15 protein-coding genes are annotated in these 15,446 nt (G+C 58.8%); 12 read left to right on the top strand and 3 right to left on the bottom strand.

The features are described from left to right. The first annotated feature begins 50 nt into the window (after window positions 1-50). The 6 genes from OQ273_RS03520 to OQ273_RS03495 all read left to right on the top strand — a co-directional run bounded on the left by OQ273_RS03520 (window position 51) and on the right by OQ273_RS03495 (window position 5,097). Window positions 51-914: a phosphodiesterase gene (locus OQ273_RS03520; protein WP_267989093.1), complete on the top strand. Its 864-nt coding sequence runs from the start codon at window positions 51-53 to the stop codon at window positions 912-914. After that, window positions 914-2,029 carry an imelysin family protein gene (locus OQ273_RS03515; protein WP_271292086.1) on the top strand — a complete coding sequence of 372 codons (1,116 nt, stop codon included), beginning with the start codon at window positions 914-916 and terminating at the stop codon, window positions 2,027-2,029. Before OQ273_RS03520 ends, OQ273_RS03515 begins: the two co-directional genes overlap by 1 nt. Window positions 2,030-2,031: 2 nt before the next feature. Beyond that, window positions 2,032-3,144: a DUF1513 domain-containing protein gene (locus OQ273_RS03510; protein WP_267989091.1), complete on the top strand. Its 1,113-nt coding sequence runs from the start codon at window positions 2,032-2,034 to the stop codon at window positions 3,142-3,144. A 172-nt stretch (window positions 3,145-3,316) separates the two neighbouring features. Next, on the top strand, window positions 3,317-3,718 hold the full coding sequence (locus OQ273_RS03505; RefSeq protein WP_267989090.1) for a YcbK family protein: 402 nt from the start codon (window positions 3,317-3,319) through the stop codon (window positions 3,716-3,718). Window positions 3,719-3,862: 144 nt separating this feature from the next. Then, window positions 3,863-4,507, top strand: a complete 645-nt coding sequence (locus OQ273_RS03500; RefSeq protein ID WP_271292085.1) for a L,D-transpeptidase family protein — start codon at window positions 3,863-3,865, stop codon at window positions 4,505-4,507. 41 nt (window positions 4,508-4,548) lie between these two features. Beyond that, window positions 4,549-5,097, top strand: a complete 549-nt coding sequence (locus OQ273_RS03495) for an OmpA family protein (RefSeq protein WP_267989089.1) — start codon at window positions 4,549-4,551, stop codon at window positions 5,095-5,097. A 12-nt stretch (window positions 5,098-5,109) separates the two neighbouring features. Here OQ273_RS03495 and OQ273_RS03490 read toward each other — a convergent pair whose 3' ends face one another. Continuing rightward, window positions 5,110-6,459: an aminotransferase family protein gene (locus OQ273_RS03490; protein WP_267989088.1), complete on the bottom strand. Its 1,350-nt coding sequence runs from the start codon at window positions 6,457-6,459 to the stop codon at window positions 5,110-5,112. After that, window positions 6,456-7,397: an SDR family NAD(P)-dependent oxidoreductase gene (locus tag OQ273_RS03485; RefSeq protein ID WP_267989087.1), complete on the bottom strand. Its 942-nt coding sequence runs from the start codon at window positions 7,395-7,397 to the stop codon at window positions 6,456-6,458. Before OQ273_RS03485 ends, OQ273_RS03490 begins: the two co-directional genes overlap by 4 nt. 92 nt (window positions 7,398-7,489) lie before the next feature. Here OQ273_RS03485 and OQ273_RS03480 point away from each other — a divergent pair, with 92 nt between their 5' ends. The 6 genes from OQ273_RS03480 to OQ273_RS03455 all read left to right on the top strand — a co-directional run bounded on the left by OQ273_RS03480 (window position 7,490) and on the right by OQ273_RS03455 (window position 14,024). Next, complete coding sequence (locus OQ273_RS03480) at window positions 7,490-8,575, top strand: polyamine ABC transporter substrate-binding protein (RefSeq protein ID WP_425493331.1); 1,086 nt, start codon at window positions 7,490-7,492, stop codon at window positions 8,573-8,575. A gap of 32 nt (window positions 8,576-8,607) precedes the next feature. Continuing rightward, window positions 8,608-9,738, top strand: a complete 1,131-nt coding sequence (locus tag OQ273_RS03475) for an ABC transporter ATP-binding protein (RefSeq protein WP_267989085.1) — start codon at window positions 8,608-8,610, stop codon at window positions 9,736-9,738. A gap of 16 nt (window positions 9,739-9,754) precedes the next feature. Beyond that, window positions 9,755-10,645 carry an ABC transporter permease subunit gene (locus OQ273_RS03470; RefSeq protein ID WP_267993015.1) on the top strand — a complete coding sequence of 297 codons (891 nt, stop codon included), beginning with the start codon at window positions 9,755-9,757 and terminating at the stop codon, window positions 10,643-10,645. Continuing rightward, window positions 10,642-11,457, top strand: coding sequence for an ABC transporter permease (locus OQ273_RS03465; protein WP_267989084.1), 816 nt, complete (start codon window positions 10,642-10,644; stop codon window positions 11,455-11,457). The genes OQ273_RS03470 and OQ273_RS03465 overlap by 4 nt, the downstream gene beginning before the upstream one ends. Before the next feature lie 168 nt (window positions 11,458-11,625). Beyond that, window positions 11,626-12,585 carry a GGDEF domain-containing protein gene (locus tag OQ273_RS03460; RefSeq protein ID WP_267989083.1) on the top strand — a complete coding sequence of 320 codons (960 nt, stop codon included), beginning with the start codon at window positions 11,626-11,628 and terminating at the stop codon, window positions 12,583-12,585. 77 nt (window positions 12,586-12,662) lie between these two features. Then, window positions 12,663-14,024 carry an MFS transporter gene (locus OQ273_RS03455; protein WP_267989082.1) on the top strand — a complete coding sequence of 454 codons (1,362 nt, stop codon included), beginning with the start codon at window positions 12,663-12,665 and terminating at the stop codon, window positions 14,022-14,024. Between the two features lie 96 nt (window positions 14,025-14,120). Here OQ273_RS03455 and OQ273_RS03450 read toward each other — a convergent pair whose 3' ends face one another. Further along, window positions 14,121-15,320 (bottom strand): MFS transporter, encoded by a 1,200-nt coding sequence (locus tag OQ273_RS03450; protein ID WP_267989081.1) that lies wholly within the window; start codon window positions 15,318-15,320, stop codon window positions 14,121-14,123. Between the last annotated feature and the right edge of the window lie 126 nt (window positions 15,321-15,446).

Here is a 15,446-nt window from a genome sequence, read left to right as displayed (position 1 = left end):
ACAGTTAGGAAAGACCTCATCTGAGAACCTGCCGCAAGGGATCGTTCGACGTGCTGAAATTCATCCAACTGACGGATATCCATCTCATTGACGGAGGCCGCCGCCTGTATGGCGTGTCGCCGGAAAGCCGCCTGCACGCGGCGATAGACAGCATCAACCGGGAGCATGATGACGCGGATTTTGTCGTCTTCACCGGCGATCAGGCGCATTGGGGCAACGAGGCGACCTATCGTGTGCTGACGGATGCGATTGCACGCCTCAACATGCCGGTGAAAGTCCTGATGGGCAATCACGACCACCGCGAGACCATGATCAGGATGGTTCCCGGTGTCGAAACCGATGAAAACGGATTTGTTCAATCGGTCATGGAAACCGAGGCAGGACGTTGCCTGTTTCTCGACACCAAGAAGGAGGCGCCGACCGATGCCGGCGAATATTGCCCGAAACGGCTCGGCTGGCTCAAACAACAGCTGGAGACGGCAGACGGGCCTGTGCTTATCCTTATGCACCACCCCCCTCTGAAACTCGGGCTCAAGGGCATGGATATTATCAATCTTCTGGATGCAGAAGCATTCTTTGACGTGCTCGAACCCCACGTGACGAAAATCCGCCACATCTTCTTCGGCCATGTACATAGACCGATTTTCGGCAATTGGCGCGGCATCGCCTTCTCCAGCATCCGCGGCCTCAATCACCAATTGGCGCTCGATCTCAAGGCGCCCGAAACCAGCGTTCCCGGCAATTTTGAACCGCCTGTTTATGCGGTTGTTCTTGCCGACAAGGATCAGGTCGTCACCCATATGCATGAGTTCATGGACCGCTCGCCGCATTTCGAACTGGTGACGCCTGAAGGCGTGGACGGCAGGGATTACAGCCTCAACATGCGCCACGGAGACTGGGACCGGATGGCATGATGCGCGGTATCAGGCAGGCAGCGAGTCCGCGCGGCGTGCTGAACCCTATGTCCGTGCTCGCCGCATTGCTGATTCTTGCGGTCATTTGGGTACCCTCGCACGCAAGTGCCCGCGACGTGAGCGCCATCAAGGCATCGGTCGAGAATTTTGCCATCCCCGCGCTAGAGGCCTTCGCCGGATCAACCGCCGCGTTGAGAGACAGCATAAGCGCGCTGTGTGCCGCGCCCTCTCCGGACGGCCTTTCTGAAGCGCAGCAGAACTTCACCCATGCGACAACGGATTGGGCCGCCGTCAACATTCTGCGCATCGGACCAATCCTTGAGGACAACAGGCTTGAGCGTATTTTGTTCTGGCCAGATCGGCGCGGGGTCGGCCTGCGCCAGGTTCAGGCGCTGTTGCAAAACCGGGAACCGGAGAGCGCAACGCCATCCGGCCTTGCGCAAAAGAGTGTTGCTGTACAGGGGCTGGCAGCGCTTGAGTTTGCACTTTACGGCAATGGTTCCGATGAACTCGCATCCGAAGCCGACACATTTCGCTGCCGTTTCGCTCACGCCGCCGGCACGAACATCAGCGCGATCGCTGGTGAGCTGGTTACGGAATGGCAGGGACCGGAAGGGTTCGCCGAAATATGGATGCGTCCCGGTGCGGACAACCCCTTCTTTCGGGACGAAAAGGAGGCACTTGGCGCCCTTGTAAGCCTGTTTTCCAATGGTCTTGAATTCTACGACACAATGGAGCTCGGTTCCTTTCTCGGCTCCACAGCGAAAAAGGATCGGCCAAAACGCGCGCTCTTTCGCCGCTCTGACGGCACGCTTGCGATGCTACAGACAGGACTGGAAGATTTCCGGGCGCTCTACGACGTGTCCGGGCTCGCCGAGCTCCTGCCTGAAAGCTCAAAATGGATCGACGATTCCGTGAGGTTCGGTTTCCGGCATCCAATTGCCGCCCTGGACAGTCTTAGCGGACCCCCCGCCGATCTCCTGTCTGATCCGGAACAGCGCTCGAAACTGGTTTTCGTACGCACGACCGTCCGCGCGATGATGGGGAATTTCGGGGACGACATGACCGCAGCACTTGGTCTGACCGCTAATTTCTCGAGCCTGGACGGGGACTGACCGTGAAGGAAGGACTGCTCGACCGGCGGTCTTTTGTAACCGCAGCGGGCGCAATTTTTGCGTCCACTCTCACGCCGGCCTCGGCCGAAAAACTGGCTTCTGCACCGGCAGTTTTTGCGTCCGCATACCGTGACGACATGGGAGGATTTGGCGCCGCCGTCCTAACCGAAGAAGGCAGTCTGATTGCGCGTATTCCCCTGCCCGGTCGTGGCCACGACATTACCCGCAACCGGTCAACCGGACAATTTGTCGTCTTTGCCCGCCGGCCCGGCACGTTCGCGGTTGCCTTTACCGCCGACAAGACGACGCAGCCGCAAATGATTACAAGCCGCCCCGGCCGCCACTTCTATGGTCATGGAGCCTTCTCCGCGGACGGGCGGTTGCTCTACGCCAGCGAGAACGATTTCGATAATGCAGTCGGCATGGTTGGCGTTTACGACGCGACATCGGGTTACAGGCGGATCGGTGAGTTCCCGTCCGGTGGCATCGGTCCGCACGACATACTGGCTTTGGACGACGGCGTAACCCTTGCTGTGGCCAATGGCGGCGTCGAAACCCATCCGGATTTTGGCCGCGCGAAACTCAATTTGGCGACCATGCAGCCGTCGCTCTGTTTCATCGACCGGCGCGACGGCACGGTTCGCGAACGGCACGAATTGCCGCCGACCATGCATCAGCTTTCAATACGCCATCTGGCAGACGACGGGAGGGGTGGCATCTATTTCGCCTGCCAGTTCGAAGGCTCGCCGCGCAAGCAACCGCAACTGTCTGGCCATTGCAGGCCGGGCGACGGGATCCGGCTCTTCGAGATGGAGCCCCACCATATCTCCGCGCTCAGAAACTATATCGGATCGATTGCCGCCAACCCCGCCGCCGGGACTTTGGCGATCACCTCACCGCGGGGCAACTGCATGTTTGTGCTCAATGCTGAGACCGGGGCCGTACTTTCCCGTCGTAACCTGCCCGATATCTGTGGCATCAGCCCGCTTGGCCAGGACTATCTCGCCTCGTCGGGTGACGGTGTGCTTTTGACCGGAAGTACGAACAACGTCGATAACCCTGGCGTCCGATGGGACAATCACATGATGCCGATCAGCAACCCGGAGCGCTTTTGACGGCAAGAAAAAGAAAGCCTCCAGAACGCCAGCCGAACCAGCCCCATTCTCGCCGAATTCCTTAACCGGCCGAGGGCCTTGGACGTTAAACCTTAACCATATCTTTCATGACAATTTTAATCGTTCGGGCGCAATAATAACGCATGTCGTCAGCACGGGTTGGTATAGCGTTATGCGTAAGCTTGTTTTCTCTGTTCTCATTGTCGCCGCGACGGGAATGCCGTTGTCGGGCTGTGCCAGCTTCTTCGGGCTGGGCTCGCAATCGGCAACAGTGAACTACAACGACACCAAATGGTGTGTTCCACGCAAGCTCAAGCGTGTTCTCAATCGCGTCTCGCGCCGCTATGGAACCGTGACGGTACACTCGACCAAACGCTGGTGGTTCGAGAACTGGCGCAAGGGCGGCGCAAAGAACTCCTATCACCTGAACTGCAAGGCTGTGGACTTTTCCGTGCGCGGCGATTCCGCATCGGTTCTGGCCTTTTTGCGCTCGCAACGCGAAGTCGGCGGTTACAGCTACTACGCCCGCTCCGGCCATTATCATATCGATACCGGGCCACGCCGCACCTGGTGACTTGACGAAGCGACTTCACAGCCGCTTCGGCGCTTGAAGGTTGACCCTCCCCGCCCTTTTCGCATTTAATGGGCTCATGTGACATTTGCGCGCATGAAGGCGCGGTCATGCGTGGAGCCGGCCAGCCGGCACAGGGAGGACACAATGAAAAGGCGTAGCCTGCTGAAAGGAGCCGCTGTTGCAGCAGCGGGTCTGAGCATGCCATCGATCCTGACAAGCGGATCGGCGGCGCAGTCATCGAAGTTTTTCAAGGGCGCGACCACTGACGGCGATCATCGCTATCCGAACACGAATTTCACATCGATCGATCCGCGCTGGCATCGGCAGATGGTGAAGTATTTCTCCGACGAGCCGGAAGGAACGGTCGTCGTCGATACCCGCAATCACTACCTCTACTGGATCTGGGAAAACAACACCGCCATGCGCTACGGCGTCGGTGTCGGGCGCGAAGGCTTCCAGTGGTTCGGACGCGCAAACGTCGCCCGCAAGGCTCGCTGGCCGCGCTGGGTTCCACCCGAGGAAATGAAAAAACGGCAGCCAGAACTGCCTGACTCCATGGAAGGCGGCCCGAACAATCCACTGGGCGCGAGGGCGCTTTACCTTCACGGAAAAGGCGGCGGCGACACGGGCTACAGGCTTCATGGCACCGCAGAGCCGTGGTCAATCGGCTCTGACGTCTCATCCGGGTGTATCCGCATGTTCAACGAGGACGTCATCGACCTATACCGCCGCGCGCCGGTCGGCACGGCGGTGCTGGTTCTCGAACATATCTCCGATAGGGCAGGATAACGGACTGGCGCCAGGGGACAGCGCCAGATGGGGGAAAGAGTATGACGAGTATTCTCCGGATCACAGCAGCCGCAGCGCTGCTATTCGCCGGTATCGCAGCATCAGGCTGCACGGGCACAAACGCCGCGCTTGGCGATCCGAATGCCGGCGCAACGGACGACGCTGCCGTTGGCTTTGCCGATATCAGAACCGGCAGTGAGGAAAACTTCATCATGAGCGCCGGAAGGCGGGTCTATTTTGCCCGCGGTTCAGCAAGCCTTGATGATGTCGCCAAGGAAACGCTTGACCTGCAGGCAGCCTGGCTCAACCAGCACAAGGGCTGGCTGGTCAAGCTTCAGGGTTTTTCCGACGACCCCGGTTCCTCCGGCGCCAATGTCCAGCTTTCAGACAAGCGCGCCAAGGCCGTAATGGATTACCTGGCCTCAAAAGGCGTCAGCACGCAGCGCATGTGGGCAAAGGGTTATGGCAAGGAACGTCTCGTGCGCAACTGCCCGGAGCTTGCCTGCAAGTCGCAGAACCGCCGCGTGGTCGTCAATCTTCGCAAGGAATTCGACGCCGCAGCGCCCCAGTACAAGGGAACGCAGAGCTAATCCTGGACAGCGCTAGATCCAGGCCGGCACTCTGGAAAGAATGCGTTTGAGCCCGGCGAACGCCTCTGCAAAATGCTCATCCCCAAGGATGAACGGCGGTAACAGCAAGATCCGGTTACCGGAGAAATGAATCCAAAGTCCGCGCGCATAGCAGGCCTTGGCGACCATATCCATTGCGGCCGCATCAAGCGGTTCGCGCCCGGCTTCATCACGCACCAGATCGATGGCGAACAACATTCCGATGCCACGTACATCATCCACGACCTGCAGCTCTTTCAGCTGCCGCAAATCGGACAAAAACGTGGCGCCACGCTCTGCCGCCGCCTCAATCAGATTGTCACGCGTGAGAATGTCGATGGCCGCAAGACCGGCCGCACAGGCGCCCGGATGGCCGGCATTGGTGGAGCCGTGATTAAACCGCGTCCCGTCTGAATCAGACAGGAACACATCCCAGATCTCATCCGTGGCCACAGCCGCGCCAAGCGGGAAATACCCGCCGCTGATCGCCTTGCCAAGACACATGACGTCAGGATCCAGATTGAAGCGTTCGGATGCGAACAAGGTCCCGGTACGGCCGAAACCGGTCGTCACCTCATCGACCACCAGCTTCACATCATAGCGGCGGCACGTTTCGCTGATGACATCGAAATAGGCCTGACCGGGCGCGATCGCTCCACCCATGCCCTGCACAGGCTCGATAAGGAACATGGCAACGCTGTCAGCGCCTTCGGCAAGGATGGTCCGTTCGAGTTCCTTCGCACAAGCGACCTCAAAGGCCGCCCGCTCCTCCTCACTCTGACGGTCGCGGTTGAAGGGCGCGGGAATTTTCAGGAAGCCTTCCGGCATCGGCCCGAATCCCTGCTGATCCTCGGCAAAGCCCGAGGCGGCAAGAGCGCCGTAAGATACACCGTGATAGGCGTTCAGCAGCGAGATCACCTTGTATTTCTTCGACCCGGTGTGATGGAAATACTGCCGAACCATCTTGATGGCCGATTCAACCGATTCCGAGCCGTTAGACGTCAGGAAGACGCGGTTGAGCCTGCCGGGCGCGATCTCGGAGAGTCTTTGTGCAAGCTTGATCGCCGGCCGATGCGCCGTGCGGAACAGGGCGGCGAAGCTCAACTCGTTGAGCTGCTCGGTGATCGCATCGATGATCTCCGACCGTCCAAGGCCCAAAGGCGCATTCCACAGGCAGGAGGTCAGATTGAGATAGCGTTTGTCATTCTGGTCAAACAGGTAAGGCCCCTCGCCGCGTTCGACCACAATGTTCTGCGCATTGAGAACTTTCTGCATCTGGGTGAACGGATGCCACAGATGATACTGTTCTTCACTCGCATCGGGTGACACTTCGGCAAGGCTCATTGTTTCGGCGTCTCCGTTGGGACCATGGGCAACGGGATCGTCTGCGTCCAACCGAGCGGCAGCGTGCTTCCGGTAATCCAGCCCGCATCGCTGGATGCAAGGAAGGCGACCGCATTGGCAATATCATGGCGCGAGCCGGTGCCAAGCGGATGACAGGCATTGACCTGATCCCAGGCCTCTTTGGTAAAATCCTTGGCAAATTCGTGAAGCATTGGCGTATGCGCCAGTGCCGGCGCGATGCAGACAGCTCTGATTTTACGCGGTGCGACTTCAAGTGCGAGCGAGTTGGTCAGTGCAACGACCGCTGCCTTGCTGGCGCCATAAGCCGCATTGCCGGCACAGGCATTGGCCGCCAGCACGGAGGCAATATTGACAATAACCCCGCCGGGTGATGCCAGATGCGGCAGTGCCGCACGGGTGATGCGGACAGTGCCCATGACATTGACATTCATTGTCATGTCCCACTGCTCGTCGGTCAGGTCTTCAAAGAGACCAAACCCGCTGACACCGGCGCTGTTGACGACAACATCCAGCCGCTCGAATTCAGCCACGGTCTCATCGATCATACGCTGAACAAATGACGGCTCGGTAATATCGCCCGCATGCCAGCGGACGGCAGCGTTGCGGCGCTCAAGGCGGCCCAGCAGTCGTTTCGGTTCAACCCTGTCCGTCAGCACCAGGGTTGCGCCTTCCTCACCGAGCTTTTCTGCAATGGCGCCACCGAAGCCACGGTCGTTTGCGCCGGTAATGAGTACAATTTTGTCGGCGAACCGCCCGGCAGCGCCGGATCCGTTTTCCATACGGTCGTCCTTGTTTGGATGCATGACCATGAGCGGCATCTTAACGCCAGCCCGCCAGTCCTGAAACGCTTTTTTTCTTTCGCCGCAAAAGCCGGAAATCATGCATTTTTTCTCGACGCCAGCGGGCCGGATGTGCATTCTTGTTTCCGACAAACCGGGATCGGCCGTACGGGGCGTGCGAGGCGGTCACAAATTTTCAATGCCAGGATAGACGCAAGCAGGAAATGATAATGAAACCAGCAAAATACCTGATCGCACTGTCTTTGACACTCGCTGCGACCGCGGCGCTGGCCGATGAGGTCCGTGTGTACAACTGGTCGGACTACATCGACGAGGCGCTTCTTGAAAAGTTCGAGAAGGAAACCGGCATCAACCTGATTTACGATGTTTTCGATTCCAACGATGTGCTTGAAACCAAATTGCTGGCCGGCAGCTCGGGCTACGATGTCGTGGTGCCTTCTGCAAGTTTCCTCGAGCGGCAAATCAAGGCTGGCGTGTTCCAGCCGCTGGACCAGTCGAAATTGCCGAATGCACAGCACCTTTGGGATGCCATAAAGGAACGCACGGAACCTTATGATCCGGACAATGCCTATTCGGTCAATTATATGTGGGGCACCACAGGAATTGGCATAAATGTCGACAAGGTCGCCGAGGTGCTGGGTGATGATGCGCCGGTGGATTCGCTCGAACTCGTGTTCAACCCGAAATATATGGAAAAACTGGCTGTCTGCGGCGTCCAGTTCCTCGATGCGTCGGCGGAAATCATACCGGCCACGCTGACTTATCTGGGAGAAGACCCCAACACTCAGGACACCGACATCATCGCCAAGACCGAACCGGTGCTCAGCGCGGTTCGGCCCTACGTGCAGAAGTTCCACAGCTCCGAGTACATCAACGCCCTGGCCAATGGCGAGATCTGCGTGGCGTTCGGTTATTCGGGAGACATCCTCCAGGCCCGCGACCGCGCGGCGGAAGCGGAGAACGGCGTGAACATCGCCTATAACGCGCCGAAGGAAGGCGCGGTCATGTGGTTCGATCAGATGGCGATCCCGACCGATGCGCCCAACCCGGAAGCCGCACACACCTTCCTCAATTTTATGATGGATCCGCAAAACATGGCGGCGGCGTCCAACTATGTCTATTACGCCAATGGCAATCTCGCCTCGCAGGAGTTCCTGGAGGAAGATGTCATCAACGATACGGCGATCTATCCCGATGCGGAGACCATGAAGGCGCTCTATCCGACAATTGCCTGGAACCCGCGCACCCAGCGTTTCGTCACACGCATGTGGACCAGGATAAAATCCGGCACCTGAGCGCCGCAGCACTAGCGCCTCCGGGGGAAGCAATGGACGCCGTGCCTGAAACAAAACCGTGGGATGATGCCGAAAAAAGCCCGCTGATCCGTTTCGAAGGCGTCACCAAACGGTTTGGCGACTTCACGGCTGTCGACAACCTTGACCTCGACATTTTCCAAGGCGAGTTCTTCGCGCTGCTCGGCCCTTCCGGCTGCGGCAAGACAACGCTGCTGCGCATGCTGGCCGGGTTCGAGGTGCCGACGCAAGGCAGGATCATGCTGGATGGCCAGGACATCGGGCCGGTGCCGCCGAACCGGCGGGCGGTCAATATGATGTTTCAGTCCTATGCGCTCTTTCCGCATCTGACGGTCGCCGACAATATTGCCTTCGGCCTCAAACGGTCCGCCATGCCGAAATCGGAAATAGCCGGTCGGGTGGAGGACATGCTCAACCTGGTGCAGCTCAAGGGTTTTGCAGGCCGCAAGCCAGACCAGATATCGGGCGGACAAAGGCAGCGCGTGGCGCTTGCCCGGGCGCTCGCCAAGGCGCCAAAACTCCTCCTGCTCGATGAGCCCCTCGGTGCGCTCGACAAGAAACTGCGCCAGGAAACGCAATTCGAACTTGTCGACATTCAGGAAAAAACCGGCACGACCTTTGTGATCGTCACCCATGATCAGGAAGAGGCGATGACCGTGGCGACGCGGGTCGCGGTCATGGACAATGGCCGGCTTGCGCAAGTCGACACACCCGACCGGATTTACGAAACGCCCAACTCGGTCTACGTCGCCGGCTTCATCGGAGACATCAACCTCATTGAGGGCAAGGTCGCAAGCTGTGGCGATGGGCGGACAAAGATCGCCTGGGCCGAAGGGCAGCCGGACATCGAATGCGACCATGCCGGCGCTCTTGAGATCGGCACGTCCTGCACCTTCGCAATCCGCCCGGAAAAGACCGCTATCTCGAAAAAGCAGCCGGAAAACACCGCGAATGCGGTTTCCGGAAAGATCCACGACATCGCCTATCTGGGCAATATCTCCACCTATCACGTGCGCCTCGACAGCGGTCACATCATCAAGGCTCAGACGGCCAACCGCGAACGGCGCGCCGGACAGGGCCTGACCTGGGAGGACAGCGTCTGGCTGTCCTGGTCACCGACCGCCGGCCTTGTGCTGACGCGATAGGAGAAGGGCTGTGAACCTGCGCCGCATCATACTCATCGCCATTCCGTATCTGTGGCTGCTGGTGCTGTTTCTTGTCCCGTTCCTGATCGTTCTGAAGATATCGCTGTCCGACTTTGCGATCGCCATCCCGCCCTATGTTCCGACGCTGGACCTGTCGGCGGGCTGGAGCGGCTTTGTGGAGTTTCTCAGCCAGCTCGATTTTGAGAACTTTATCTTTCTGACCGAGGACAATCTCTACTGGAAGGCATTTCTGTCGAGCCTGACCATCGCGCTCGTATCGACCTTCCTGACCCTGGCTGTCGGGTTTCCGATCGCCTACGGGATGGCGAAGGCGCCCCAATCGTGGCGGGTCATTCTCATGGTCCTCGTCATCCTCCCCTTCTGGACCAGTTTCCTTATCCGCGTCTATGCCTGGATGGGTATTTTGAGCCAGGAAGGCCTCCTCAATCAGGTGCTGCTGGCGTTGGGCATCATCAATGAACCGCTCACTTTGCTGAACACCTCCGTCGCCGTCTATATCGGCATCGTCTACACCTATCTGCCGTTCATGGTACTGCCGATATTCGCAACGCTCGACAAGCTGGACGATTCCCTCATTGAGGCAGCCGAAGATCTGGGCTGCTCGCGCACCCAGGCATTCTGGCTGGTCACCGCGCCGCTTTCGCGGCCCGGTGTTGTCGCCGGCTGTTTCCTGGTGTTCATCCCGGTCCTCGGCGAGTTCGTCATCCCCTCATTGCTCGGCGGCTCCGGCACGCTGATGATGGGCAAGGTGCTGTGGGAAGAATTTTTTACCAATCGCGACTGGCCGGTCGCCTCCGCGGTCGCCGTTGTCCTGCTGGTGGTACTGATCGTTCCGATCGCCCTGTTCCAGCGCAACCAGCAACGCCAGAATGAGGCCGGCCGATGAGACGCCTGAGCTGGTTTAACGTCACTGCGCTGACACTCGGATTTGCCTTCCTTTACATCCCGATGATCATCTTGATCGTCTACAGTTTCAACGCCTCACGGCTGGTCACGGTCTGGGCGGGCTTCTCGACAAAATGGTATTTTGAGCTTCTGCAGAACCAGTCTTTTCTCGACGCTGCATGGGTAACGCTGAAGGTCGCCCTGTTTTCATCCACCGCCGCAACGGTGCTCGGCACGATGGCGGCTTATGTGATGGTGCGCGGCGGCAGGTTCTTTGGCCGAACCCTGTTCTCAGGCATGACCTACGCACCGCTGGTCATGCCTGAAGTGATCACCGGCCTGTCGCTGCTGCTCCTTTTCATCGCGATCGGCCTCGACCGGGGCGTCTTCACCATTGTGCTGGCGCATACCACATTCGCCATGTGTTACGTGTCGGTCGTTGTCTCGTCACGCCTTGTCAGCTTTGACCGCTCCATCGAAGAGGCCGCGCTCGATCTCGGTTGCACCCCGTTCGACGCCTTTCGCAGCGTGACACTCCCCATCATCGCGCCGGCCGTGATTTCCGGCTGGCTGCTTGCCTTTACCTTGTCGCTTGATGATCTGGTCATTGCATCGTTCACATCCGGCCCCGCCTCCACTACATTGCCGATCCGTATTTTCAGCGCTGTCAGGCTCGGCGTCAGTCCGGAAATCAACGCACTGTCGACGATCCTCATTGCCCTGGTGACAATCGGTGTCATCACCGCTTCGCTGGTCTCGAAACGTGCATTCGTCAGGCAGAAAAACGCCGGGGAATTGGGCTCACACGCTTAAGACAGCAGTCGCGAAGCCCGACTGGCGGCCCTGGGTTGGAGCAAGTCAGGCAACAACCGCAATTCTTTATTGACCATTGCGGAAAGGCGCAGTCCGCGGCTGAACGCTTTCTTAATGATAGCAACAGACAATCTATGCGCGAAACGGAATCCGCTCAGGGGTACAGAAATGCGAATCCGCCAATTGCTGATGCACAAGGGTCAGAACGAGATCAAGCTCATTGGTCCGAACAAAAGCCTGCTGGAAGCCGCGCATCTGCTGCAGACCAACAATATCGGCGCGCTTCCGGTGGTCGACAATGAGTTCAGGCTCGTCGGCATCATGTCCGAGCGCGACCTCGTCCGTTCCATGGTCGAATTCGAACAGGCTTTCTTTGAAAAGACTGTCTCCGACGTCATGACCAGTTCGGTCGTCACCTGCCGTTCGGACGATCCGATGGATGACATCTACGAGACAATGATCAAGAATGGTATCCGGCATATACCTGTGGTCGATGATGAAGGACTTCATGACATCCTCAGCATCAGGGATTTTGAGTTCGCCCATCGCCGGCTCAAAGAGCAGGCTTTGCGCGACAGCCTGACCGGCCTGCACAACACCGCCAACCTGCTCAATATTCTCGATGGCGAGTTCAACCGCTATCGTCGGTTCCAGTCACCGCTTTCGGTTGCATCGGTCCGTCTTGACGGTTTCGAGGGTATCAACGATGCGGAGGGGCATGCCGCCGGCGATGCGCTCTTAAAGGAACTATCGAAACTCCTGGTCGATCAGACCCGCGCCTATGACAGCGTCGGCAGGACCGGCGAAGACACATTTGCAATTGTCTTTCCCAACACGGAACCAAAGACGGCCATCCGCACCTGTGAGCGTATCTTGCAAGCAGTCAGGTCGCGGGGCGAACAGGCCGAAGCGCCCTGGGGCAATGTCAGCATAGGCGTCGCCTATGCCGACCAGGAAATCCGCGACGGTATGAGCATTCTGCGGATCGCGGCGAACCGTGTTCAGCGCGCCGCCGATGCCGGCGGTGACGGCATCGATGCCCCAGCACTCAAGGGCAATGCCTCCGAGACGATCGGGTCGGCTGCCCATGAGCAGCGTCAGCGCACCGGCGGATCGGCACAGCACTAGATAAACGCACCATCTTTCCCGACCGTTCCGTTTCCCGCACAGGGGCGATTTGAACCGGCTGGCCTGATGATATTATCATGAGCCAACCGGGGGACTTCATCTTGACCAACGCCGACATCATAAGGCCGGGGCCCGGCCTCGTGCCGCTTCTGCCGATCCTGTCGGTGAATTTCGTCGGCACGCTGGGCTTCAGCATCGTCCTGCCCTTTCTTGTTTTCCTTGTGACAGATTGGGGCGGCAACGCTCTCGTCTTCGGAGCCCTGGCATCCACCTATTCGGCTTTCCAGCTGATCGGCGCGCCGGTTCTGGGCCGGTGGTCCGACCGGATCGGGCGCCGGCGGGTTCTGCTGGTCAGCCAACTCGGCACACTCATCTCCTGGCTCGTCTTTCTCACCGCCTTTTTCCTGCCGGAAGGCGCGCTGATCGAGGTCGATTCGGTTCTCTTCGGCCAATTTACGATCACCCTGCCGCTTGTTCTCCTGTTCCTCGCTCGCGCAACCGACGGGCTGACCGGCGGCAACGTATCGGTTGCAAATGCATATCTCGCAGACATGACCGACGATCGTCACCGGGCGGAAAATTTCGGCCGTATGGCGATGTCGACAAATGCCGGATTTATCCTCGGACCGGCGCTCGCGGGGCTTTTGGGTGCAACGATCTATGGCGAGATACTGCCGGTGATCGCCGCACTGATCATTTCCACCATCGCTCTTTTCCTGATTGCCTTCGGGCTGAAGGAAAGCCGTCCGGCTCTCCTTGCCGAAAAACCGGGCATGCCGAACGCGTGCAAGGTGTTCGGTCAGGAAACCAAGGAGGGGTATCGGCTCGAAGGCTGCGATGAAACACCCACCGCCAGCATTATGCGCATTCCACAAATGCCGGCGCTGCTCACGGTCAATTTTCTTGTCATGCTTGGCTTCAGCTCTTTCTATGTTGCCTTTCCGACCCATGCAGCCATCGGTCTCAACTGGTCTGTCACCGATACCGGAACCTATTTTGCTGTCCTCAGCCTGTGCATGGTCATCGTCCAGGGCCCGGTGCTGGCCTGGCTTTCGCCCAGGCTGTCGGAAAAAACACTTATTGTGGCCGGAAGCCTGTTCCTGGCCTGCGGGTTCGCATTTCTGCTCGCAAATAGCTGGACCGCGATCTACGCCGCGGCCATCCTCATCGCACTCGGCAACGGGCTTATGTGGCCGACATTCATGGCTGTCCTGTCCAGCCGATCCGGTGAAAGCATGCAAGGTGCCGTCCAGGGCCTTGCAAGCAGTCTCGGCGCGGCAGCCAGCATTGCAGGCCTGATTGCCGGCGGACTGCTCTACACAATCGCCGGCCCACCGGTGTTCCTTCTGTCGGCGGCCACCATCGCCGCCGCCGCAATACTCAGCCTGACAATTTCATCACAAGAGGCGACGGCGAAACCGGAAATTCCGAATTCATAACAAGCAATATGATAATACAAATCGCTGGTTTCATCGTATGATGACCTGCACGGCCGGTGCGCTGGAAAAGCATGTCGGCCAGGTCTTCGATTGCAGTTAGCGAACACCGCGCACCACGGCCCGGCGCAAGAAGACGGCGGTCGCAATCGACAAAGCCATAGACACCACCGCAGCCGCCACACCGACGCCAAGCGCGGCACGAAAGTCACCGCTGCGCGCCAATACGGCACCAGCGAGCCAGGGACTTGCAAGCCCCGCCAGACCCCAGGCGGTGAAAATAATCGAGAAATAGCGGGCAAACCCGTCACTGCCGAGAAGTTGCCGGGTCACGATCGGGTAGAGCGACGCAACGAGGCCGTATGCCAAGGCGACAACAACAAGACCGACGACAATGGCGGCCGGTTCGGCAACCCAGATGCAGACGAAAAGCCCAAACGACGACAAAAGCGGCGGCAGCACAATCAGCCGATCCAGCCTGACAATCCGGGTAAACAGACCGGAGCATAATCGTCCCGTGGTATTGGCAATCGCAATCGCTGCGATGCCTGCTCCGGACAACCAGACGGAGCCTCCGCCCTCCTCTATGATCGCACCGGCCAGGCCAAGGGTCATCAAGCCGGCGGCCGAAGCAAACGCAAAACCGAACCAAAGGAGCGGAAGCCACAGACCGACATTCAGATCATTGTGATGACTTGCCTTCTCCGCATCGATTTTTTCTCTTGTAATCCGCCTGTTATCGGATTTTCCCAATACGGCGAAACAGGCAGCGAAAACCAGACAGAGCGCCGGAAGCAGGAGGGCCTGCAATCCCCATCCTTGCGCAACCAGCAGCCTCAGGGCCGGACCGAATACCGCACCGCCAAGACCGAACGCGGCAACCACCAACGCAGTGTTCATGTCGGCCCTGCGCGCATCCGATCGTGCCGCAACATCAAGACAGGCAAGATAGATAGCGCCGCTGGCAGCCCCGAAACCGACACCGAAGCAGATCGCAAAAAGGGGAAAGCTGCCTGCCATTGACGATGCGAGGAGAGCCACTGCGCCGACAAGGCAAAAGACCGAGCGCGCTCTTGGACCGGAAAGGTCAATGGGAAGCCGCGCGGACAACAGCAAGGCAAGGGTGAAAGAAATAATCGCGATGGAAAAGACAAAGCCCGCATGCTCGACGCTTACGCCAAATGACTCGCGCAAGGCCGTTATCATGGCGCTCCAGGCATAAAGAGAGCCGGCACAAAAACACTGCAGGCAGGCAATCGGCACGCTCAAGGCGTCGCGTGACAGGCCTTTTGCACTCACCCGGCCTGCCCTTCCCGATCAGCATGCGCATCAGAACCGCCGGCCCACACCATGGGTCCCTGTGTGCAAATCATATCTTCAGCCCTCATGCTTTTCACTTCGGATCCACTGCACCCGAATGCGGCG

This window comes from Hoeflea prorocentri, from assembly GCF_027944115.1.
Classification (GTDB): Bacteria; Pseudomonadota; Alphaproteobacteria; order Rhizobiales; family Rhizobiaceae; genus Hoeflea_A; species Hoeflea_A prorocentri.
This window is presented reverse-complemented; position numbering and strand designations above follow the sequence as displayed.